At 43.0% G+C, this 23,546-nt stretch carries 18 protein-coding genes and 1 tRNA gene; 12 read left to right on the top strand and 7 right to left on the bottom strand.

From position 1 onward, the window contains the following. Entirely contained in the window at positions 1-1,500 is a 1,500-nt protein-coding gene (locus AB7E53_RS06740; RefSeq protein ID WP_179399815.1) for a potassium/proton antiporter, read from the bottom strand. 314 nt (positions 1,501-1,814) lie between these two features. On the opposite strand from AB7E53_RS06740, the gene AB7E53_RS06735 reads away from it, so the two are divergent. Beyond that, on the top strand, positions 1,815-2,891 hold the full coding sequence (locus AB7E53_RS06735) for an AI-2E family transporter (RefSeq protein WP_446774846.1): 1,077 nt from the start codon (positions 1,815-1,817) through the stop codon (positions 2,889-2,891). 41 nt (positions 2,892-2,932) lie between these two features. Here the strand turns inward: AB7E53_RS06735 and AB7E53_RS06730 are convergent. From AB7E53_RS06730 to AB7E53_RS06715, 4 genes are all read right to left on the bottom strand, one after another. Beyond that, a tRNA-Leu gene (locus tag AB7E53_RS06730) sits at positions 2,933-3,014 on the bottom strand. 75 nt (positions 3,015-3,089) lie between these two features. Further along, complete coding sequence (locus tag AB7E53_RS06725; protein WP_446774844.1) at positions 3,090-4,106, bottom strand: S41 family peptidase; 1,017 nt, start codon at positions 4,104-4,106, stop codon at positions 3,090-3,092. A 4-nt stretch (positions 4,107-4,110) separates the two neighbouring features. Then, the gene (locus AB7E53_RS06720; RefSeq protein WP_446774842.1) at positions 4,111-4,962 is read right to left on the bottom strand and encodes a DUF3316 domain-containing protein; all 852 of its coding nucleotides are present in this window, start codon (positions 4,960-4,962) and stop codon (positions 4,111-4,113) included. A 5-nt stretch (positions 4,963-4,967) separates the two neighbouring features. Further along, positions 4,968-7,670, bottom strand: coding sequence for a DNA gyrase/topoisomerase IV subunit A (locus AB7E53_RS06715; protein WP_446774840.1), 2,703 nt, complete (start codon positions 7,668-7,670; stop codon positions 4,968-4,970). Positions 7,671-7,777: 107 nt separating this feature from the next. Between AB7E53_RS06715 and AB7E53_RS06710 the strand changes: the two genes are divergently transcribed. From AB7E53_RS06710 to AB7E53_RS06665, 10 genes are all read left to right on the top strand, one after another. Then, entirely contained in the window at positions 7,778-9,322 is a 1,545-nt protein-coding gene (locus tag AB7E53_RS06710; RefSeq protein ID WP_446774838.1) for a glycine--tRNA ligase, read from the top strand. After that, on the top strand, positions 9,319-9,822 hold the full coding sequence (locus tag AB7E53_RS06705; RefSeq protein ID WP_179399809.1) for an FKBP-type peptidyl-prolyl cis-trans isomerase: 504 nt from the start codon (positions 9,319-9,321) through the stop codon (positions 9,820-9,822). The genes AB7E53_RS06710 and AB7E53_RS06705 overlap by 4 nt, the downstream gene beginning before the upstream one ends. A 118-nt stretch (positions 9,823-9,940) precedes the next feature. Beyond that, positions 9,941-12,595 carry a transglutaminase domain-containing protein gene (locus tag AB7E53_RS06700; RefSeq protein WP_446774836.1) on the top strand — a complete coding sequence of 885 codons (2,655 nt, stop codon included), beginning with the start codon at positions 9,941-9,943 and terminating at the stop codon, positions 12,593-12,595. 173 nt (positions 12,596-12,768) lie between these two features. Beyond that, a complete protein-coding gene (locus AB7E53_RS06695; RefSeq protein ID WP_446774835.1) occupies positions 12,769-14,088 on the top strand; it encodes a TolC family protein in 1,320 nt (439 codons plus the stop codon). A 139-nt stretch (positions 14,089-14,227) separates the two neighbouring features. Further along, the gene (locus tag AB7E53_RS06690; RefSeq protein WP_068186724.1) at positions 14,228-15,421 is read left to right on the top strand and encodes an efflux RND transporter periplasmic adaptor subunit; all 1,194 of its coding nucleotides are present in this window, start codon (positions 14,228-14,230) and stop codon (positions 15,419-15,421) included. Positions 15,422-15,451: 30 nt separating this feature from the next. Further along, positions 15,452-16,195 (top strand): ABC transporter ATP-binding protein, encoded by a 744-nt coding sequence (locus AB7E53_RS06685; protein ID WP_446774833.1) that lies wholly within the window; start codon positions 15,452-15,454, stop codon positions 16,193-16,195. A gap of 12 nt (positions 16,196-16,207) precedes the next feature. Then, positions 16,208-17,428: an ABC transporter permease gene (locus AB7E53_RS06680; RefSeq protein ID WP_079682403.1), complete on the top strand. Its 1,221-nt coding sequence runs from the start codon at positions 16,208-16,210 to the stop codon at positions 17,426-17,428. Between the two features lie 57 nt (positions 17,429-17,485). Next, complete coding sequence (locus AB7E53_RS06675; protein WP_421469246.1) at positions 17,486-18,547, top strand: sensor histidine kinase; 1,062 nt, start codon at positions 17,486-17,488, stop codon at positions 18,545-18,547. Beyond that, complete coding sequence (locus AB7E53_RS06670; protein ID WP_446774832.1) at positions 18,544-19,305, top strand: LytR/AlgR family response regulator transcription factor; 762 nt, start codon at positions 18,544-18,546, stop codon at positions 19,303-19,305. The genes AB7E53_RS06675 and AB7E53_RS06670 overlap by 4 nt, the downstream gene beginning before the upstream one ends. A gap of 64 nt (positions 19,306-19,369) precedes the next feature. Beyond that, positions 19,370-19,903: a 3'-5' exonuclease gene (locus tag AB7E53_RS06665; RefSeq protein ID WP_446774830.1), complete on the top strand. Its 534-nt coding sequence runs from the start codon at positions 19,370-19,372 to the stop codon at positions 19,901-19,903. Between the two features lies 1 nt (position 19,904). On the opposite strand, the gene AB7E53_RS06660 is transcribed toward AB7E53_RS06665, so the two are convergent. Both AB7E53_RS06660 and nhaC read right to left on the bottom strand, forming a co-directional pair. Beyond that, positions 19,905-21,074: a dicarboxylate/amino acid:cation symporter gene (locus tag AB7E53_RS06660; RefSeq protein ID WP_421468645.1), complete on the bottom strand. Its 1,170-nt coding sequence runs from the start codon at positions 21,072-21,074 to the stop codon at positions 19,905-19,907. Next, a complete protein-coding gene (gene nhaC / locus AB7E53_RS06655; protein ID WP_446774828.1) occupies positions 21,061-22,536 on the bottom strand; it encodes a Na+/H+ antiporter NhaC in 1,476 nt (491 codons plus the stop codon). Before nhaC ends, AB7E53_RS06660 begins: the two co-directional genes overlap by 14 nt. Before the next feature lie 151 nt (positions 22,537-22,687). Between nhaC and AB7E53_RS06650 the strand changes: the two genes are divergently transcribed. Next, positions 22,688-23,546, top strand: an 859-nt coding sequence (locus AB7E53_RS06650; protein ID WP_446774826.1) for an IMP dehydrogenase, incomplete at its 3' end; no start/stop codon positions are given.

The following is a 23,546-nucleotide window of genomic DNA, read 5'->3' as shown; positions in this document are numbered from 1 at the left end:
TTAATTCTTTTTCATCGTGAAACCTTTTATACCCAATGATTCGTACGATTGGAGCAACGCTTCGTCGTTGTCCGATATCATCAGTAACTTATCGTTTTCGTGCAGTTCGGTATTACCCTTGGGTATGAAATATTTTCCATCTCTTTTAACCATAACCGCCAATGTGTGATCGGGAAGTTTGAGCTGCATCAGTTTGTTGCCGTGACTTAACACCTCTTTGGTGATGTCTATTTCGCTCATGGCCGACTTAATCTCTTCCGGAAGCTCAATGCCGAATTCGTCTTTCCTGTCCGGAGCGTCTGTGAGATGCAACCACCTGGCAACATGGGTTACAGTTGTTCCCTGTACCAAAAGCGAAAGGATGGTGATAAAGAATACCACGTTAAAAATAAGGTTGGCATTTTCGATGCCCGCTATCAATGGATAGGTGGCAAAGATGATGGGAACAGCTCCGCGTAATCCAACCCACGAAATGTAAAGCTTGGCTTTTGTGGTGAAATTCCGGAAAGGAAGCAGACAAAGAAACACGGTTATCGGTCGGGCGAAAATAATCATAAAAATACCAACCGTAAGTCCGATTCCAGCCACTGGAAGCAGTTCGTGGGGATTAACCAGCAACCCCAGCGTGATAAACATTACGATCTGCCATAACCAGGTGAACCCGTCGAAGAAAGTTACAATACTCTTCTTGTGGATAATCTTCGTGTTTCCAACCACCAATCCGGCAATGTAGACAGCCAGATATCCATTTCCTTTTAAGAGCGATGTGATTGAAAATATGAAGAAAATGACTGCCAGCAAAAGTATCGGATACAGGGATTGATTCTCTACATTTACCTTATTGATGATCCATACCGATACTTTTCCTAAGATGTATCCTGCTATCAAACCTAATATTAACTGAACGGCCAGCGAAATGGCTCCATCCAGAAAATTCATACCGTTACTCTGGATATAGGCAATCAGTATTATGGTTAGCATATAGGCCATTGGGTCGTTACTTCCGCTTTCCAGCTCGAGGGTGGGGCGAAGGCGTTGTTTGAGGTAAACCCCTTTGCTTCGCAAGATCGAAAAAACGGAAGCAGAGTCGGTCGACGACATAACAGCCGCCATTAACAATGATTCTGCCAGAGTCAGGGTTTCGTAACCGGCAACCAGCCCTGTAAGCCAGAATATAAAATATCCCGTTATAGCGGTAGTTACCAATACCCCGAGCGTTGCCAATACAACTCCTTGCGATGCAATCGGTTTTATTTCGGATAGTTTTGTATCCATACCTCCCGAAAACAGGATGATACTAAGTGCAATCATCCCGATGAACTGGGCAATCTGCGGATTGCTGAACTGCAGACCCAGACCGTCGCTTCCAAAGAGCATCCCTATTCCCAAAAATAATAGCAGGGCGGGCAATCCGACTCTGAAGCCGGCTTTACCGGCCAGGATACTTACAAATAAAATGACTGAACAGATTAATAAAACTTCTTCGGCATTATGTAACATGGGCAATTCTTTAATTTATGATTTAAATGATAATTTGTATAAACCGGCTTTATCCGGCTAATTTTGATAGTTGGCTGTTAGTATACCTATTATCAATGCGTATGTTACAAAAATAATAAAAAAAAGCGTTTTTTGTTGTAACTTAAGGTTTCAGTTTCCTTTTTTCTTGCTAATTTTAACAAATATAAAGATTGTTACACAGGAGTTTGGAGGGTGAATCTGATGTAATACTGTAAAATGTAATTCGGTTGCTGTTTATGTTATCCTTTGATGGAATAATCGTATTTTTACATGCATCAACAATAATTGATATTATGAGCTTTAAAGAACAATACTGGAAATATTCCCTGATTATAATTATTATTGCCCTGGGGATCGTGTTATTTATTGAATTTATTCCCTTCCTGGGCGGAATCTTAGGTGCTTTCACCATTTATATCCTGTTGAGAAAGCAGATGCTTTTTCTGGTTGTAAAGAAGGGATTCAAAAAAAACAGGGTGGCTCTTCTTTTATTGGCCGAGGCTGTTCTCTGTTTTCTGATTCCTTTGTTTTTTGTAGTGTGGTTGTTGGTAAATAAGCTTCAGCACCTGAATCTGGACACTGCTTCATTGTTACGTACTGCCGAGCATATTGCCGACCTGATCCGGATTAAGACGGGATACAATTTATTTGACAAGAAGAATATTGATATGGTGCTTGGACTGTTGCCTAATATCGGACAGGTGTTGGTGGGGAGTTTAAGTGGATTTGCCGTGAATATGGTGACGTTGCTTTTCGTCCTGTTCTTTATGTTGATAGGAGGGAAGGAGATGGAAAATTACGTGTATGATCTGTTGCCCTTCAATGACAGGGAAAAGCGGAATGTGCTGAACGAAATCAATGTAATAGTGAGATCCAATGCCATCGGTATTCCATTATTGGGTATTATTCAAGGCTTAATTGCCTTGATTGCTTATCTTATATTCGGTGTTCCCAGTGCATTACTTTTTTGTGTGCTTACCTGTGTGGCTACCATTATTCCTGTGGTTGGTACTGCATTGGTGTGGGTACCTCTGGTTATTTATCTATTCTTAACCGGCGAATGGGGTAATGCAATCGGTCTGCTGGCCTATTCGTTGATCATAATTACCAATATCGATAACCTGATTCGTTTTGTCTTGCAGAAAAAGATTGCGGATACTCACCCTCTGATAACAATTTTTGGCGTGATTATCGGTCTCTCTTTATTCGGATTTATGGGCATTATATTCGGTCCATTATTAATATCGGTTTTTATTCTTTGTGTCGATATTTTCAAAAAAGAGTATATTGAAGAGGGTGTTTCTGCTGACAATGAGATTCTCCCTGATGAGGTTGTTCCGGGTGATGGTCAGGTTAAGGATGAAGAATAACAAAAAATCCCTGCAAGTAAACTTGCAAGGATTTCTGTTTGTGCGGCTGAAGGGACTCGAACCCCCACGACTCTCGTCACCAGATCCTAAGTCTGGCGCGGCTACCAATTACGCCACAGCCGCTCTTGATTGCGGTGCAAAGGTAATGCTTTTTTATAAAGAAACAAGTATTTGAGTTATTTTTATTCAATATATGATTTAAATTTTAATGTTCATCCGTTCGATAAGCTGCAATGCAGCTTCAATTAGGGTGTCTTTACCCCGTTGCATGTCTTCGGTAAGCATATTGACCTTCACGTCCGGATCAATTCCGAATTCGGTATGCTCCATAGCTGCATTTAACATCGGACTGGCAGAAAACCGTACACTCCACCCATTGGGAAGTTCCGAATTGAAAGGAAAACCACTTCCCCCTCCGGTGCGGTCACCAAGAATGGTTGTGTGAGGCATCATCTTCATCTTGTTCACAAAATCGTTTGTTGCACTAAAGCAATGTCGGTTGGTGAGTACAACCACCGGACGCAGCCACCGTACACGTTCGGACGGGATGAGGGTAAGTTCGTAAGGTCTGGAGAAATCGTTGTGTCCGGTTCCAGTTTTATGTAAAATATAACCGGTTGTAATTTTATTATCAAGGAAGCGTGCCGCTATCCTGTCGGAATAGGTTAACGAACCTCCTCCGTTATCCCGAACGTCCAGAATAATTGCCTTGCAATCTTTGAAATACATTAAGATATAGTCCAGGTTGGTCTCCCCGATGGCATTGGAGAAACTTCCGTAATAAATGTAGCCAACATCTTTGGAAAGTTTCTTGTATTTCATTCCGCCCGCAATCATGTAATCGGTTCCGAGGTAGTTTTCCTGAATATCTTCCGAGAAATTAGCAGGATAGTCTTCATACCATTTCCAGTACCGGCTTACATCAAAGGAGGAGATAAGATTCGTGTGACCGTCTTTTAGTTCATTCAGCATTTCGCCAAGCAACTTGAACAACTGATCTTGCTTCATGGTGTCGGTAACCTGCACGCTGTAACGGGCATACACATCGTTCCAATCTACATCCTTATATTCAAAGAAACAGTAGTGTTCGTCCATGATTTTCCAGAGAGCTTCGAAGTTTTCCCTCGGAGCAGAAGTGTACTCGTCGGCTTTCTCACACGAAAACAGCCAGAACGACACAAGGAGAAGCAGGCAATATGGTATGCTTTTTTTCATTATCTCAATAATAGGCACTGTTATAGCTGTTAGTCTTCTTAAGCTTTTTACCGCCAAAAGATACAAATTCTTTTACAAAACCGATAAGAAACGAATGAGATACGATGTGACTCTGTATCCCATTTACATCTGTATTGTAATAGGAATTGAGGTAGCCGGCCCGGATTGTGAAATTACCAACCGGAAAGTCGGCCGTAAGGTAATTGCGTATGCCGAATTTGTTGTGCAGTGAGCTGAATAGCACGACACCATCGTTATTTCCCAAATTGAATATTTCGTAATAAGATTGTCCGAAATGTGGAGAGAACATGACTCCGGATAGCGGGATTTCTACCTGATAACGTAAGGTTACCGGATACTCTTTCAGCTGAAGCCTATAGATAGCCATGGCCGAGAGATTCAGGTCAATCTCTGCCTTGGCCGAAGCCGGATTGTTTCCATTTCTTGTATTGTAAATAAAACCGAACAATCCTTTCAGGGAGGCTCCGGTAAGTATCTTGAAATTTGGGTCGGGCAGGAAGTGGTAATGATATCCTAAGCTATAATCGGCAAAACCCGCAAAGGAGGACGCTGTTTCGGCCGGATTACGGGTAAAAGCAAGATCCAGATTGATAAACTGTTGCCTGGATACGTTGTAATTGGCCAGCCTTGTCATCTTCATTCTTTCATTCAGAATTCTCAGTCCCCATCCGGTGTACTTGAGGGGAGAAAGGTAGGAGTCTTTAATATTATACCCACCCGCACCCACAAGGGTTGCTTCATTGACGGACCATGGTTGTTCTCCTTTGTCTTCCTGGGCTGTGAGCGAAGACGAAAGATAAAGAGTTATGATCAGAAGGCTGACTATACGCTTCATAGGCTTTATTCATCAAATAGTTTCATCTGTCCCGTTATTTCATCCAGAATATCTGTATTGCTTTTATCGTCCAAATTTTCCTCATCCTCTTCAACCGTTTCACTTGTATCCTTGTTTTCCTGAGGGAAACGAACCGGTTCAAGTTCATTTACGGTTTCAACCTCGTAAGTTGAGATGCGTTTTCCTTTTGCTTTAAATCCTTTTACCGCAATAAATTCTTCGGCATCCAACACCAGGGTTTCCCTGAAGCTGTCGTGTCCGCCAAATATGACTTCGATGCGCGGATAGGTTTCATCTGTAAGAAGCAAGAGCCTGCTTTCTGTATTCTCGCCCAAAAAGTTTTGCTTACGCGAACTTGATTCCAACTGGAACCGTTTCAGGTAATTGTACTTCTGGTCTGCGTCCCACAGTGCGGCAGTCCACACCTTCGACGAGTCGAATTTTTCTATAATGAGGATATTATCTTCATAGTGATTGCTCAGGTCAAAATTGGTTGTGAAGAAGTCGCCATTCCGGCAAATTACCAGAATCAGGTCGTCGCTCAGGAACTCGCCCAAAGCCTCTCCTCTGCCGTCGTAGTTTAACCGGAGCACGTCTCTGTCGAACCAGACCTGCCTTCCCCCCAAAGTGGAGCTACCTTTTTGCTTCAGTGTAATTTTATGCACCTCGGCTTTAGTAAGCAGATTACCCATGGAGGCACGTCCCTTGATTGCAATTGAGCTGAAGTCTTTTTCGAATACGAGTAACTTCTGACGGGGTTTGGGTTTTAAGATAACCTTAACCGTTTCGGCTTCACCATTGGGGTTTGCACTAAAGTACACAATTCTTGAACCGGCAGTCCCCTTGGTTAAGTCATAATCCTTGTCGCGGGTTACCCCGGTAACCGCAAATCTTTTGATATAATACGGAACCGTTTTGCCATCCCGGTAAATTACGTTGTATATGGTTCGGTTATCGTTCCGCTTAAATACATTCAGGTAGAGAACATTCTTTCCCACAAACATTTTGTCCGAAACCTTAACAACTTTGTAGGTTCCGTCGCGGAAGAAAATAATTATATCATCGATGTCGGAGCAGTTGCATACGAATTCATCTTTCTTCAGACTCATTCCGATGAACCCTTCTTCTCGGTTAATGTATAATTTCTCGTTTGCCTCAACAACTTTGGATGCCTCGATTGTGTCAAAATTGCGAATTTCGGTCAATCGGGGATAGTTCTTGCCGTATTTTTCTTTCAGCATGGTAAACCAATCCACAGTATACTGGACAATATTGTCAAGGTGATACTCTATTTTGCTGATTGCCTCTTTCGTCTGAGCGATAAAGGCTTCACTTTTGTCTGAATTGAATTTCAGGATGCGACCCATCTTGATCTCCATCAACTTGAGAATGTCTTCGCGGGTAACTTCACGAATAAACGATGGTTTGAAGGGGATCAGACGCATATCAATATGTGCTACAGCCTCGTCCATGTCTTTCGAATTCTCAAATTCCTTGTCCTTGTAAATCCGCTCTTCGATGAAGATTTTCTCCAGCGATGCAAAAAACAATGCCTCTTCCTGTTCGGCTTTCTCGATTTCCAGTTCAGTTCGCAGCAGGTGGAGGGTGTCGTCTGCCGAGTGGCGCAGGACTTCACTTACACCCAGGAAATGAGGTTTGTTGTCTCTGATTACGCAGCAATTGGGCGATATGCTGATTTCACAGTCCGTAAATGCATACAGCGCATCAATCGTCTTATCCGAGGATACGCCCGGCGCAAGGTGAACGAGAATCTCCACATTACGGGCTGTATTATCGTCGACCTTCTTGATCTTTATTTTCCCCTTGTCGTTCGCTTTCAGGATTGACTCAATGATGGTAGACGTTGTTTTTCCATAGGGGATTTCGCTGATAACAAGCGTTTTATTATCAAGTTTGGAAATCTTGGCCCTCACCTTAACGGAACCTCCCCGTTCGCCATCGTTGTACTTGGATATATCGATAGATCCCCCCGTCTGAAAATCGGGATATAGGATAAATGGTCTGTCTTGCAGATAGGCTATACTGGCATCCAGCAGTTCGTTGAAGTTATGAGGCAGGATTTTTGATGCCAGACCTACAGCGATACCCTCCACGCCCTGAGCCAGCAGAAGTGGAAACTTGACCGGCAGGGTGATAGGTTCCTTATTGCGTCCGTCATACGATTGCTGCCAGTGAGTTGTTTTAGGATTGAATACCGTTTCCAGAGCAAATTTGGATAAGCGGGCTTCAATGTAACGGGGCGCAGCAGCACCATCACCTGTAAGTATATTCCCCCAGTTTCCCTGGCAATCAATCAACAAGTCTTTTTGTCCCAACTGTACGAGGGCATCGCCAATGGATGCGTCTCCGTGCGGGTGGAACTGCATGGTGTGACCAACAATATTTGCCACTTTGTTGTAGCGGCCGTCGTCCAGACGCTTCATGGAGTGAAGGATCCGTCGTTGAACCGGCTTTAATCCGTCATTTATATGAGGTACAGCACGTTCCAATATCACATACGAAGCATAATCAAGGAACCAGTCCTGATACATGCCGGAAAGGTGATATGATACTCTTCCTTCTGTTTTTCCAGGTATTTTATATTCTGAATGGGTGGAGGTTTCCTGATTGTCGTTTTCGGTTAACTCCACTTCATTTTCCTTGTTGTCTTCGTTGTCGTTCAGCTCTGTAATATCTTCCGGTCTCATATATAATGCTAAATTTAGCTCATGCTTTGGCAAATATACGAACATAATCGAAAAAAATCACTTACTTTGCATGCTTTAAAGTTAGAATAATTTTTATACTGCGTAATATGGCACAAGAAGATGTATTTAAGAAGTTAGTTTCGCACTGTAAAGAATACGGATTCGTATTCCCGTCCTCAGAAATCTACGACGGCTTAGGGGCAGTGTACGATTATGGACAGATGGGAGTTGAACTTAAAAACAATCTGAAGAAATATTGGTGGGATAGCATGACCTTGCTGAACGACAACGTTGTGGGGATTGATTCTGCTATCTTTATGCATCCTACTATCTGGAAAGCTTCTGGCCATGTGGATGCCTTTAACGATCCTTTGATTGATAACAAGGATTCTAAAAAACGTTATCGCGCAGATGTTTTGATTGAAGATTATCTGGCTAAACTTGACGAGAAGATTGACAAAGAGGTTGCCAAAGCGGCCAAACGTTTCGGTGAATCGTTTGATGAGGCACAGTTCCGTGCTACAAATCCAAGGGTGCTTGAAAACCAGGCTAAGAGGGATGAAGTACATGCCCGCTTTGCAAAAGACCTGAACGATGCCAATTTTGAAGACCTTCGGGATCTTATCATCGAATGCGAAATAGTATGTCCGATATCAGGTACCAGAAACTGGACCGATGTACGTCAGTTCAATCTGATGTTTTCTACCGAAATGGGATCTACAGCCGACGGCGCCATGAAGGTGTACCTTCGTCCCGAAACTGCTCAGGGTATTTTTGTTAATTTCCTGAATGTGCAGAAAACCGGCCGTATGAAAATTCCGTTTGGTATTGCACAGATCGGTAAAGCATTCCGTAACGAAATTGTGGCTCGTCAGTTCATTTTCCGTATGCGTGAATTCGAACAGATGGAGATGCAATTCTTTGTTCGTCCGGGAGAAGAGCTGGAATGGTTCGCCAAATGGAAGCAAGCCCGCCTGAACTGGCACAAAGCGCTGGGATTGGGTGATCAGAAGTATCGTTATCATGACCACGAAAAGCTGGCTCACTATGCCAATGCCGCTACAGATATTGAGTTTGAAATGCCTTTCGGATTCAAAGAGGTGGAAGGTATCCACAGCCGTACAGATTTCGACTTAAGTCAGCATGAGAAATTCTCAGGCAAGAAAATGCAGTATTTCGATCCTGAATTGAATAAGAGCTATACACCGTATGTAATTGAAACCTCTATTGGGGTAGACCGCCTGTTCCTTAGTGTTCTGGCCGGTTCGTATTGTGAAGAGACTTTGGAAAATGGCGAAACCCGTGTGGTTTTGAAATTGCCAGCTCAGGTTGCTCCTGTTAAGCTTGCTGTAATGCCGTTGGTAAAGAAAGATGGACTTCCTGAAAAGGCCAACGAAATCATAAACGATCTGAAGTTTGATTTCCGTTGTCAGTACGATGAAAAAGATTCCATCGGTAAACGTTACCGTCGTCAGGATGCCATCGGTACTCCTTTCTGTATTACGGTTGACCATGATACGTTGAACGATAATTGTGTAACAATCCGTTTCCGTGATACCATGTTGCAGGAACGTGTTCCAATCAGTAAACTGCACGATATTATTTCGGAAAAGGTTAATATGAAATCACTTTTCAAAAAAATAAGCGAATGAAAAAATATTGGCACATACTTCTTGTAATGTTCTGCTTTGTCTTATCGGCTTCGTCATGTAGTGATGACAACGAAGAGGTGATTGATGAGGCCTGGAAGCTCAAGAACGAAGAGGCTTTTAATGCGAAGGCATTTGAAGCGGGCTATAACCGTATCGAATCTCAGGGAAAGGAAGGCAGTATCTACTATAAAGTTCTAAAAGCAGGAACTGGTAAACAGCCTTTGTACACAAGTACGGTGAAAGTGTACTACAAAGGATCGCTGGTTGATGGTACTAAGTTCGACCAAAAGCTATTTGAAGACGGCTCTCCTTTCACGACACTTGTTGCCGGACAGACTATCCTGGGATGGACGGTGGCTCTGCAGCATATGCATGTGGGTGATAAATGGGAGGTTTGGATTCCGCAGGAATTAGGATACGGAAAAACTGGACAAGGAGAAATTCCGGCTTATTCGACATTGATTTTTGAGATGGAACTTGTTGAGATTTCAGCAATGTAACAGGAAGACAATTTTGTTATTACATATATGGAAGCCGCCACAAGAATTATATTGTGGCGGCTTCTGTTATTTCGGCTGTTTTTATTATTTTTGGCACTCATAATTATTTATTTAGACTATGCAAAAAATACAACTATTGTTACTGGTGGCAGTATTACTTCTGTCCGGATGTTCCGAAAAACACTTTATAACTGACGACGCCTACCGATCGCAGGTTGAAAAAGATTTTCAGGAAAAGCAAAGGCTATTGCCTGATGGAGATCTGTTTGCCGTTTTTAACGAATCATTGAGCTTGAAGGAAAAAGAGGCGCTAACATTCTTGTATGCTTACATGCCCATCGGAGACCTTACGGATTATGAGGGCGATCTGTACCTTCGAAGTGTACGTTCCACCTTTAAGGCTCAGCAGGAAATGCCCTGGGGCGATTCAATCCCCGAAGATATTTTTAGACATTTCGTACTCCCCATCCGTGTGAATAACGAAACGCTGGATGAAAGCCGGATTGTTTTCTATGATGAACTGAAAGACCGGGTGAAAAACCTTTCATTGCACGATGCAATCCTTGAAGTGAATCATTGGTGCCACGAAAAGGTAGTTTATACACCTTCGGATGCTAGAACTAGCTCTCCGATGGCTTCGGTAAAAACAGCCTACGGACGCTGTGGAGAAGAATCCACATTTACTGTAGCAGCCTTAAGAGCTGTGGGAATACCGGCCCGTCAGGTTTATACTCCCCGTTGGGCTCATACAGATGATAATCATGCCTGGGTTGAAGCGTGGGTGGATGGAAAATGGCATTTTATGGGTGCCTGCGAACCGGAACCGGTACTGGATCTCGGATGGTTTAACGGACCGGCTTACCGGGGAATGTTGATGCATACGAAAGCATTCGGACGTTACAATGGTCCGGAAGAGGTAATGAGCGTAACGGCCAACTATACCGAAATTAATGTGATAGACAACTATGCTCCTACGGCCAAAGCCTATGTGACTGTAGTTGATGCATCCGGAAGTCCGGTTGAAGGAGCCGATGTGGAATTTAAGATATACAATTACGCTGAATTTTATTCTGTCGCCACAAAAAAGACGGATAAAGAAGGAAAAAGCTTCTTGTCTTCTGGTAAAGGAGATTTGTTTGTGTGGGCATCGAAGGATAATAAGTTTGGATATGGAAAGGTTTCGATGGGAAAAGAGGAAAGTATCACAATTATACTTGATAAGACTCCCGGATATCAGGCAACTTTCGAAATGGATATCGTTCCGCCGGTGGATGGCGCAATTCCTGCAACAGTAACGGAAGAACAGAAAGAAACGAATGCAAAACGTCTGCTTGATGAAGATAAGATCAGAAATACGTATGTGTCGACATTCTATTCCATCGAAAAGGCCGATTCACTGGCCAAAGCGTTGGGTGTAGATCCTCTTAAGACAGCCGATTATTTAGTGGGTAGCCGGGGTAACTGGAAAGAGATTGAGCAGTTCCTGATTGAAACACCTCAGGAAAAGCGTGAGCTGGCTCTTGAATTACTGGGAGTTATTTCGGCGAAGGACCTAAGGGACACTCCTGCCGACGTATTGAAGGGTCATCTGAACAATACGCCTGCTGATTCATCCTCATTATTTGCTGCCTATATTATGAATCCCCGTGTGGCAAATGAATTTCTTACACCTTATAAGAAAGTTCTTGCTGCAGGATTTGAAAGTTCTTTCATTCAGTCAGTGAAAGAGAACCCTCAACTATTGGTGAAATGGGTAAGCGACAGCATCCGCCTGGCTGATGAATTGAATGCACAACGTATTCCAATCATGCCTTTAGGTGTATGGAAAGCCCGGGTAGCCGATACAGATTCCCGAAACGTATTTTTTGTTGCGATGGCCCGTTCGCTGGGGATACCGGCACAAATTGAACCTGTTGCAGGAAAAGTACAGTACTATCATCAGAATCAATGGATCGATGTAGATTTTACCGGTAATTTGCAGGATAATCCGAAACAGGGTAAAGTAACAGCTTCCTATAAAGCAATCAAATCATTACAGGATCCGCAGTACTATAGCCATTTTACCATTGCAAAGCTGGGAGCGGATGCCAAACTGCAGACTTTAAATTTCGAACGAAGCGGCAGCGCAGATATGGGAATGGGAAATTCATGGAGTGCTTTACTGAAAACGCCTCTCAATCTTGATGAAGGAAATTATATGTTGATTACAGGTACGCGTATGGCCAATGGATCTGTGCTTACAAATGTTACTTTTTTCTCTGTTGTTGCAGGAAAAACGACACAGATTGATCTTAAGATGAGGGAGAATACGGAAGAAGTACAGGTTATCGGCAGTATTAATGCAGAAGCTTCCTATCGTCCGGCAGATTCGGATAAAGAGCAGACAATCTTGTCAACAACCGGCCGGGGATACTTTGTGGTAGCTATTCTTGGGGCAAGACAGGAACCTACAAATCATGCTTTGCGTGACCTGGCCCAGTTTGCAAAGGAATATGAAGCATGGGGGCGTAGCATGGTTCTATTGTTCCCTAACGAACAGCAATTGAAAAATTTCGATGCCAAGGAATTCGGTACTTTACCCAAGACAATCACCTTTGGAGTCGATACAGATGCCAAGATTTCGAAAATGCTTGTAAATGCTATGAATCTGCCAAATGCAGATACGTTGCCTATATTTGTGATTGCCGATACATTCGGCCGGGTAGTTTTTGTTTCGCAGGGATATACGATTGGACTGGGAGAACAAATGCTGAAAGTTATACATAAATTGTAGTCAATAATTTGATGGAATGTTAGATAGAAGGTGGTCTCTTGGTGAGGCCACCTTTTTTATTTTGTCGGGATTAAAAGGTCGTTTGTCTATGAAATAGGGCGCTACTTATAATTTAATTGGTTGAGCTTTTTTGTTAAAGTAGTTTTGCTTCCGTAAGAAAATACAGAAGCAATATGAAACAATACATGCTTATTCTTTTATCCCTGTTGATTAGTGTTCCATTTGGAACACAGGCACAGGAGAAACCAACCCAATGGACACTCAAAGGCTGTCTTGATTATGCATTGGAGCATAATATTCAAGTAAAGAAAAGTAAGATCGCGCTTGAAGAGACTAAAGTGGATACCAAAACAGCCAAAGCTCAGCTTTTTCCGTCTCTTACAGCATCGGTAACACAGGGACTGGTTAATTATCCTTCAAATGAAGTGGCAACACATACCTCTTATTCGGGGAATTATACCCTGAATGCAAACCTGAAACTTTTTGATGGAGGCAAACGAACCACTGCGATCAAACAACAGCAGCTCCAAACCCAGATGCAGGAACTGGGTATTGAACAGAGTGAAGATGATATTGAGATTGCAATTACTCAAACCTATTTACAGGTTTTATATGCGTACGAAGCAGTCCGGATAAACGAGAATACGGTTGAAGTCTCGGCGGCGCAACGGGATCGTTCTGCCGAATTGCTGAAGGCCGGCTCAATTTCGCGTACAGACATGGCACAGATGGAATCGCAGCTTAGTACGGACAAATACCAGCTTGTTGTAGCCCAGACTAACCTGGAAAATTATAAACTGCAATTGAAGCAATTGCTGGAATTAAATATCAACGAGGAGATTTTTTTACAGATCCCCCAGTTAAGTTCGGAAGATGTACTTAGTCCCCTTCCCGATAAGCAGACTGTTTATCAAACCTCCCTGAGTGTGATGCCACAGATAAAAAGCAGCCGTATGAATATTTCCATTGCCGAATTGGAAAAGAAAAAAGCCAAAGCAGGATACCTGCCGTCTTTATCCCTAAATGCCGGTTTAGGAACCGGTCATCTTTCCGGCACGGATTACTCCTTCGGAAGTCAGATGTGGAACAAATTCAACCAAAGTATAGGAGTTACATTGAGTATCCCAATTTTTTCCAACCGCGAAAATAAATCGGCAGTCGAAAAGGCCCAGTTGGCATACGAAAGCAGTCAGCTTGACTTCCTAAATGCTGAAAAGGAGCTGTTAAAGACTGTCGAGGGAGTCTACCTGGATGCAATTTCTTCTCAAAATCAGTATACCTCGGCGATTGAACGACTTAAATCTGTTGAAGAAAGTTATAAACTCACAGAGGAGCAGTTTTATCTGGGAATGAAAAATACATTGGAGCTGCTTACGGAAAAGACCAATTTACTTACAGCTCAGCAAGAAGTGTTGCAGAGCAAGTATATGTCTATACTGAGTATTCAGCTGTTGAACTTCTACCAGAAGAAACCGATTGATATAAATTATTAATTATTTCATTTCACTCTCTTTTTTGTTTGAAGTCTTTGTGAAAAGGCTTTTAAACAGGGGTAGCTGCAATATGCTACCCCTTTTAAAAAAACTCAAAAGCAGACTGACCATATTAAAGAACAATATAATAGCAAGGCATATGAAGAATAAAAGGATCATAACAGGTGTAGGGATCGTAGCTGTTATTGCCATCGGTGCTTATTTCTTATTGCAAGGAGGAAAAACCAAAGACAGAATGACCCTGGAAACAGGGAAGGTAGTCCGGAATTCAATCAATACCATGGTTACGGCTACGGGTACTGTCGAGCCGATTACCGTAGTCGAAGTCGGAACACAGGTATCGGGTATTATCGATAAAATATATGTCGATTTTAACAGCCAGATAAAAAAAGGACAACTATTGGCTGAAATGGATAAAGTAACTTTACAAAGTGAACTTGCCAGTAAGCAATCCGCATTGGCCAGCAGTAAGACTGAATATGAATATCAGCAGAAGAATTTTGCACGGAGCAAAACGTTATACGAAAAGAAGCTGATTAGCGATACCGACTATGAAACGGCTGTCTACAATTATGAAAAAGCAAAAAATACCTACGAAGGGAATAAAGCCGATCTAGTAAAAGTAAAACGGAATCTGGGTTATGCTACAATCACATCCCCCATTGACGGTGTTGTTATATCTAGAGCGGTGGAAGAGGGGCAGACTGTTGCAGCAGGGTTCAGTACTCCAACGCTGTTTACGATTGCAAACGATTTGACACAAATGGAGGTGATTGCCAACGTAGATGAAGCGGATATAGGTCAGGTTGAGGAAGGACAACGTGTTTCATTTACTGTAGATGCCTATCCCAACGATGTTTTTGAAGGGCAGGTTACACAGGTCAGGCTTGAGGCAACCACCACCTCAAACGTCGTTACCTACGAAGTGGTAATCAATGCTCCGAATCCCGATTTGAAGTTGAAACCCGGTCTTACTGCCAATATTACAATTTATACACTGGAACGTACAAATATTCTTACAGTTCCATCCAAGGCACTTCGCTTTGTTCCGGATGCGTCACTTCTTGAACCGTTGGGAATCACGCTTGCCGATAAATTGCCTGCTGTTACAGCCGGTAAGAAATTAGTCTGGCAGAAGAAGGGGATGGTGTTAACCCCCAGATTGGTAACAGTAGGAATCACGAATGGAAGTGTAACCGAGGTAACAGATGGTTTGAAGGAAGGCGAAGAGGTTGTTGTAAGTCTTACTTCCATGGCAGAAGCGACGGTAGCTCCGGCAGGAGAGAAGAGCCCGTTTATGCCTCAGCCTCCGGGTTCAAACAGAAAAAAGTAAGGGTTTGACTCTTTCTTAAATTTGAGTTGTATGAAAAAGGAAATAATAAGATTAGATAACATCAAGCGAGATTTTCAGGTAGGAGAGGAGACGGTTCATGCCCTTCGCGGCGTCTCATTTTCAATCTCGGAAGGCGAATTTGTAACGATCATGGGAACAAGCGGTTCCGGTAAATCGACACTACTCAACATGCTTGGATGTTTAGATACCCCAACATCCGGCGACTATTACCTGGATGGTGTTTCTGTCCGGAAAATGGGCAAGAATGAAAGAGCTTCACTTCGAAACCGGAAAATTGGATTTGTATTTCAAAGTTACAATCTGTTGCCTAAAACAACAGCCATCGAGAATGTGGAATTGCCATTGATGTATAACCCGACCTATTCGGCTGTTGCCAGGAAAAATAAATCTATCCAGTCACTGGAAGCTGTCGGCTTAGGCGACCGTTTGCATCATAAAAGCAATCAGATGTCGGGAGGCCAGATGCAACGGGTTGCCATTGCAAGGGCGTTGGTGAATGATCCGGTAATCATCTTAGCGGATGAGGCTACGGGAAACCTTGATACAAGGACATCCTACGAGATATTGGTGTTGTTTCAGGAACTTCACAAGATGGGGCGTACCATTATTTTTGTGACACACAATCCGGAGATAGCCCGATACTGTTCCAGAAACATTTTACTCCGGGACGGATATGTGGTAGAAGATCGCATCAATCCTACCATTCTTTCGGCAAGGGAGGCTTTGGATAAATTACCAAAAAATGAAGATTAAAGAAATTGCTTTATGAACTATACAAACCTGCTGAAGATTGCTCTCCGGGCATTGGCTAACAATAAAATGAGAGGGTTCCTTACCATGTTGGGTATTATTATCGGAGTAGCTTCGGTAATCACGATGCTTGCAATCGGTCAGGGATCCAAAAAAAGTATTCAGAGTCAGATATCGGAGATGGGATCCAATATGATCATGATTCAACCCGGTGCAGATATGCGTGGCGGTGTCCGTCAGGATGCTTCTGCCATGGAGACGTTGAAACTTGCAGATTATGAGGCTGTCAAAAATGAAACCCGCTATGTGAGTGCTGTCTCTCCTACGGTAAACAGCAGCGGACAACTTATTTACGGAGCCAAAAATTATCCATCCAGTGTATATGGAATTAATGAAGATTACCTGAGCATTCGTAAATATTCGATCGAAGAAGGCGATATGTTCACCGAGCAAGATATATTGTCGTCGGCCAAGGTCTGTGTGATAGGTAAAACAATTGTCGACAACCTATTTACCGGAGGAGAGAGCCCTGTAGGCAAGGTGATCCGGTTTAATAAAATTCCGTTTAAAGTGGTTGGAGTTCTTAAGTCGAAAGGATACAACAGTATGGGAATGGATCAGGACAATCTGATGTTGGCTCCCTATACAACCGTTCAAAAGAGAGTCTTGGCAATTACGCACCTGCAAGGTATAACGGCGTCGGCATTGAAAGAAGAGTATACCGAACAAGCGATTGCGGAAATTGAAGATCTGCTCCGCCGCAATCATAAGTTACAATTGACGGACGACGACGATTTCAATATCCGGTCGCAGCAGGAGTTAAGCAGCATGCTTACTACTACGACCGACCTGATGACTGTTTTGCTGGCTTGTGTTGCGGGAATTTCGCTTTTGGTTGGAGGAATTGGGATTATGAATATTATGTATGTTTCGGTAACGGAACGGACCAAGGAGATTGGACTTCGTATGAGTATCGGAGCCAAAGGACGTGATATTTTAGCTCAATTCCTGATCGAAGCCGTACTCATAAGTGTTACAGGAGGACTCATCGGTGTTATTTTTGGCGTAGGATCTTCTCTGGTTGTCAATATTCTTTTCCGATTTCCCATATCCATACAGGCATGGTCGGTTGCTCTGTCTTTTCTGGTATGCACAATTACCGGTGTATTTTTTGGATGGTATCCGGCACGTAAAGCATCAGATCTTGATCCGATTGAGGCCATTCGTTATGAGTAGAAATAAGTATTGAATTTACGTATAAATTGTATCTTTGTGAAAAATAATGAAACTTTAATGAGCGAATTTGAGAGTAAAAGGCCGTTTCAGTGGCTAATTCACTGTGCAGCTTGGGGAGTTTTGTTCGGCCTGCCTTTTTTCTTTACCGGAAGAGAGGCGCAGCCCGTTACGCTGGAGAGTTATCTTCGGTTCGTGATCATCCCCTTTTCATTTATGATCGTTTACTATGTAAACTCATTGATGCTGATTGAAAAGTTTTTATTCACTAAGAAAGCATGGAAGTTTGCTGCATCCAATGTGGTGCTTATTGCTTCAGCCATGATTTTTGTGCATCTTATGATGCAATACCTCCCGAATCCTCATATCGGCAGACCTCGCCCCGAGAGAGAATGGCAGGATGCTTTTCTGTTTTTTCTCGGAAATGCCGTGCTTTATCTTTTGGTTGCCGGATTAAGTGTAGCAATTAAGATGACAAACAGCTGGTATAAGGTGCAGTCCGATAAAACAGCCCTGGAAAAAGAACGGGCAGAGGCCGAACTGAAAAACCTGAAAAGTCAGCTAAACCCCCATTTCCTTTTTAATACCCTCAATAACATCTATTCGCTTATTTCCTTCAGTCCGGAACGGGCACAGGGGGCTGTACACGAGTTGAGTAAATTACTCCGATACGTTCTTTACGAGAACAACCAACACTTTGTTCCTTTGGAAAAGGAGCTTGATTTTTTGCGTAATTACATTGAGCTGATGCGTATCCGTCTGCCGGAGCAGGTGAAACTTGAAACCCGTATTGAAGCAGGAGAGGCATCTAGTGCGCTGATTGCACCCTTGCTTTTCATTTCACTGATAGAAAATGCTTTCAAGCATGGGGTAAGTTATAGCAATCCCTCATTCATACATATTCAGATTATGGCAGCGGACCGATACAATCTGACCTGCGAAATAACCAACAGTTTCTTCCCAAAAAGTGACCAGGATAAAAGCGGATCCGGAATCGGACTAAGTAATTTAAGAAAAAGACTGGAGTTGCTTTATCCTGGCAGGTATGTACTTGAATGCGGACAAGAGGGTAGTTTGTTTCGGGCTGTATTGCGTTTAACACTTAAAGAGGAAAATGTATGAAACTTACCTGTTATGTGATAGACGACGAACCTCTGGCAGTAAGTCTGCTTGAAAGTTACGTAAAGAAGACACCCTTTCTTGCATTGGAAGGAACGTTCAACAGTGCTATTCATGCGCTTACAGCCATATCCGACCATCCGGTGGATATCCTTTTTTTAGATATACAGATGCCCGAACTTAGTGGTCTGGAGTTCTCGCGGATCGTTGGGGGAGAGACTCGTATTATCTTTACCACGGCATTTGAACGATATGCTGCCGACAGCTACAAAGTGAACGCCCTCGACTATTTATTGAAGCCTATCAGTTACCCCGATTTTCTTACAGCGGCCAACAAAGCTTTGCAATGGTTCGAAATGACACGTAAGAATACCATTCAGGCAGACGGGACTGTAATTCCGGTTAAAGAGGAGATCGAGAGTATTTTTGTAAAGACAGAATACAAGTTGATACAGATAGCCCTTAATAAAATACTGTATATTGAGGGGCTAAAAGATTATGTAAAAATATATACGGAAGACGATATCCATCCCGTCCTGTCGCTGATGAGTATGAAGACAATGGAAGAGATGCTGCCCTCAAAGAATTTTATCAGGGTACACCGTTCCTACATTGTACAGGCGCAGAAAATAAAAGTCATCGAACGGAACCGCATCGTTTTTGGAAAAGCATACATTCCTATTTCAGATAATTACAAACCGCGGTTCATGGAATTTTTGAGTCAGCGTTCCCTCCTTCCAAAAGGAAAAGATTCCCTTTAGCTATAGCTTCCACGTATAAATTCTTTCTATCTTTGTCTGAAATAAAAAAGCATAAGAGGTATCAATGGAACGATTTGCAGCGATAGATTTCGAAACAGCCAATGGTCAGCGAAGCAGTGTTTGTAGTGTGGGGATTGTGTTGGTTGAAAACGGAGAGATTACAGATTCTATATACAGCCTGATTCGTCCTCGTCCCAATTTCTATACCCGGTGGACAACCGCTATCCATGGATTATCGTCGGCTGACACTCTTGATGCTGATGATTTTCCGGTTGTTTGGGAAGGTATTGCTCCGCAACTGGAAGGAATGCCGCTTGTTGCCCATAACAGTCCGTTCGACGAAGGTTGTCTTAAGGCTGTACATTCTTTATACGGAATGAGTTACCCGGATTATACATTTTATTGTACCTGCAGACTATCCAGACGCCAATATCCCTCGTTGGTAAATCACCAGCTTCACACCGTTTCGGCTCATTGCGGATATAACCTGGCGAACCATCACCATGCCCTTGCCGATGCCGAAGCATGTGCAAAGATTGCCTTAAAGCTTATGGAAGAAAAAGGGGTATCCCGTTTGTGCGATTTACTAGCAAGATAGACTATCGCTTTTCTCCTGCAATTTTATCCATTATAACAGCGATGGCTCCATCTCCCGTTACGTTGCAGGCAGTACCGAAACTGTCCATGGCTATGTACAACGCAATCATCAATGCCTGTAATGTATCATTAAAGCCAAGCATACTTTGAAGCAACCCTAAGGCAGCCATGATTGCACCACCCGGTACGCCCGGTGCAGCCACCATGGTGATAGCCAACATTAGTATAAAAGCTCCGATTTCCATAAATTGGACCGGCATCCCGGACATATACATAATTGCCATCGCGCAGGCAGTTATCTTCATGGTGCTTCCGGCCATATGGATGGTAGCACAAAGGGGAACTGTAAATACGGCAATATTTTCGCGTACTCCATTTTTGATTGTCTGAGCCAAAGTAACGGGTATCGTTGCTGCCGACGATTGTGTACCTAATGCCGTAGCATAAGCCGGTAGCATAGTTTTCAACAGCTTGAAGGGATTCTTCTTTCCGATTGCACCGGCAATACAAAATTGAACAATCAGCAGTACGACGTGAAGCACAAAGATGAATGCAATAATCTTTACAAACATCGTAATGATACTGAATACCTGCCCACTAACAGTCATATTCAGGAATATACCAAAAATATGCAAAGGAAGAAGCGGAATTATAACCACCTCTATCAGCTTGGTGATAATCTCCCTGAAATCTCTAAAACCGTTTTTCAGCGTTGTCCCGTTGATGGCCGACAGTCCCAATCCGATGGTGAAGGATAATAAAAGAGCCGTCATCACATCCATAAGCGGAGGCATGGCCACCTTGAAATAGGGAAGCAGCAGAAAGTTTTCCGGATTCTCAACAGCACTTAAGCTTGACGACACCGGAATAATGGAAGGGAAAACAGCCGCACTGCTGAAATAGGTGAAAAAGCCCGACATAATTGTGGATAAGTAGGCAATCAGTGCGGTAATAGCAAGCAATTTACCGGCACCTTTCCCCAAATCTCCTATGGCAGGAGTAACCAGCCCTACGATAATCAGAGGGATGGTAAAACTCAAAAAGTTTCCAAAAAGCGAATTAAAGGTAACAAAGAACCGGGCGATGCCAGCCGGTAAAAACTGGCCGAATAGTACACCCGCAGCAATAGCAATTACAACTTTGGCAAGTAGTGTGATTTTAATTTTTTTCATCAGGTATGGATTTATGGCCTGTTTCGTGTATTCTTTTTATTTTGTAACCTGTTGAGGCAATGAATATACTCATCAGGGGACTTATCAGATTGAAAAAACAATAGGGAAGATAGGAGAGTGTTGCCACTCCCAGGATAGTTGCCTGGGTCATTCCGCAGGTGTTCCAGGGGATAAGTGGCGAAGTTACCGTAACAGCATCCTCGGTTGTACGGCTCAGTAATCGGCTTTCGTATCCTTTTTGCTTGTAGATATCTTTAAACATGTTTCCGGTTAAGATGATGGACATATACTGATCGGCTGTACAGATGTTGAAAAAGAGACCGGATGCCACCGTCGAGCCAACAGTTCCCACAGTACGTTTCATAAATCGGAGGAACAAAGAGGTTATACTTTGCAACATTCCGCTGGCAGCCATAGCTCCACCAAAACACATGGCACAAATTATCAGCCAGATGGTTCCTAACATACCGCTCATTCCACGGGTGGACACCAGGTCATTCAGTTCCGCATTTCCTGTTTCAATCTGCGTACTTCCGTAAAACATGGTCATAAACCCTCTGAACATGGCGTTGGAACCTTCTTCATTATCTCCCGCAATTTCAAGCAAGATGTCAGGCTGGAAAATAAGAGCGAAAACCCCGGCAAGTACGGATGATATAAATAAGGTGATCAATGGCGGCACTTTCTTTGCGATCAGGATTCCGGTTACAACAGGTACGATAAACAACCAGGGGGTGATTGTAAAGCTTTCTTCAAGAGACTGCGAAAACTGGGCCATCTGATCCCCGGATGAAGCGGTATGAAAGAATCCGGTAATGGTGAATAAAACCAACGTGATGGTCATCGACGGAACGGTTGTAATCAACATATAGCGGATATGAGTGAAGAGCGGAGTATCCGTAATGGACGAGGCTAGCACCGTAGTGTCCGAAAGGGGAGAAATCTTATCGCCAAAGTAAGCACCCGAAATGATAGCTCCGGCAATCCATCCTTCGTCGTATCCCTGAGCCCTGCCGATACCCAGCAGAGCGATACCGATGGTGGCAATGGTAGTCCACGAACTGCCGGTCATTACAGATACAATTGCACAAATAACACAGGTAGAAACCAAAAAGAAGGTAGGATGAATCAGCTTGGTGCCGTAATATATAAGTGTAGGCACCACCCCGCTTATCATCCAGCTTCCCGAAATGGAGCCAATGATCAACAGGATAAGTAATGCCGAGGCAACTCCGGTAATGTTGTTTACGATAGCTGTCTCTATAGTTTTCCAACGCACTTTACTCACGCTCATGGCAATAAGCGAACATACGGCGGTTGTGGCAAGCAGCGAAATCTGACTGCCTCCGTTCAGTGCATCACTCCCGAAAGTACGGATTGTTACAAATAGTAAGCTTACCAACACAAGGATGGGCACAAGTGAAATAATAGGTGATGGTAACTTTACCGTCTGATTCTCCATTCGTTGTTTTTTTGTAATAATGTGCAAACTTAGGAAAAAAAAGATTGCCAAAATTCACCTAAGACTGATTTTGTGTGATAATATTAGGTTGTATTGGCAAAAATGCCTACTTTTACACAATTTTTTATTTCGCAAAAAAGACAGTAATCTTATGGCAATTTACTTAAACGATGTATCGAGAACTTTCGGGGAGTATTTACTTATTCCAGGTTTGACCACGAAGCAATGTGTACCATCCAATGTGTCTTTAAGAACACCTTTAGTTAAGTTCGCAAAAGGGGAGAAGTCGGCTATCGAGCTGAATATTCCATTGGTGTCGGCAATCATGCAATCGGTTTCCGGCCCCGAATTGGCTATTGAATTGGCTCGTAACGGCGGACTTTCCTTTATCTTCGGTTCTCAACCAATTGTTTCTCAGGCGGAAATGGTTCGCAAAGTTAAGAAATTCAAAGCAGGTTTTGTGGTTAGTGATTCCAATCTTACTCCTGAAAATACGTTGGCAGATATTTTGTCATTGATTCAGAAAACGGAACATTCCACCATCGGTATTACAGACGATGGAACGCCTAACGGTAAATTGCTCGGTATGGTTACCAGCCGCGATTACCGTGTTGGAGTGGATAGTCCGGATAAGAAAGTAAAGGATCTGATGACTCCCTTTTCCAAACTTACAGTTGGGAATCTGGGCATAAGCCTTTCGGATGCCAATCAGATTATTTGGGATCATAAATTGAATACACTGCCTATTATCGACAAGGACCAGAATCTTTGTTACTTTGTATTCCGTAAGGACTATGATAGTCACAAGAACAATCCCCACGAATTATCCGATAATTCGGACAAGAAGTTATTGGTAGGAGCAGGAATTAACACCCGCGATTATAAAGAGCGCGTACCGGCACTTGTTGAAGCCGGAGTAGACGTTTTGTGTATCGACTCTTCAGACGGTTATTCGGAGTGGCAATATGAAACCCTTCGTTGGATAAAGGAAACATACGGTAATCAGGTCT

Origin of the sequence: Macellibacteroides sp., from assembly GCF_050251695.1 — a bacterium.
Classification (GTDB): domain Bacteria; phylum Bacteroidota; class Bacteroidia; order Bacteroidales; family Tannerellaceae; genus Macellibacteroides; species Macellibacteroides fermentans.
Note: the sequence above shows the minus strand (reverse complement) of the source record. Positions and strands in the feature narration are given on the sequence as shown.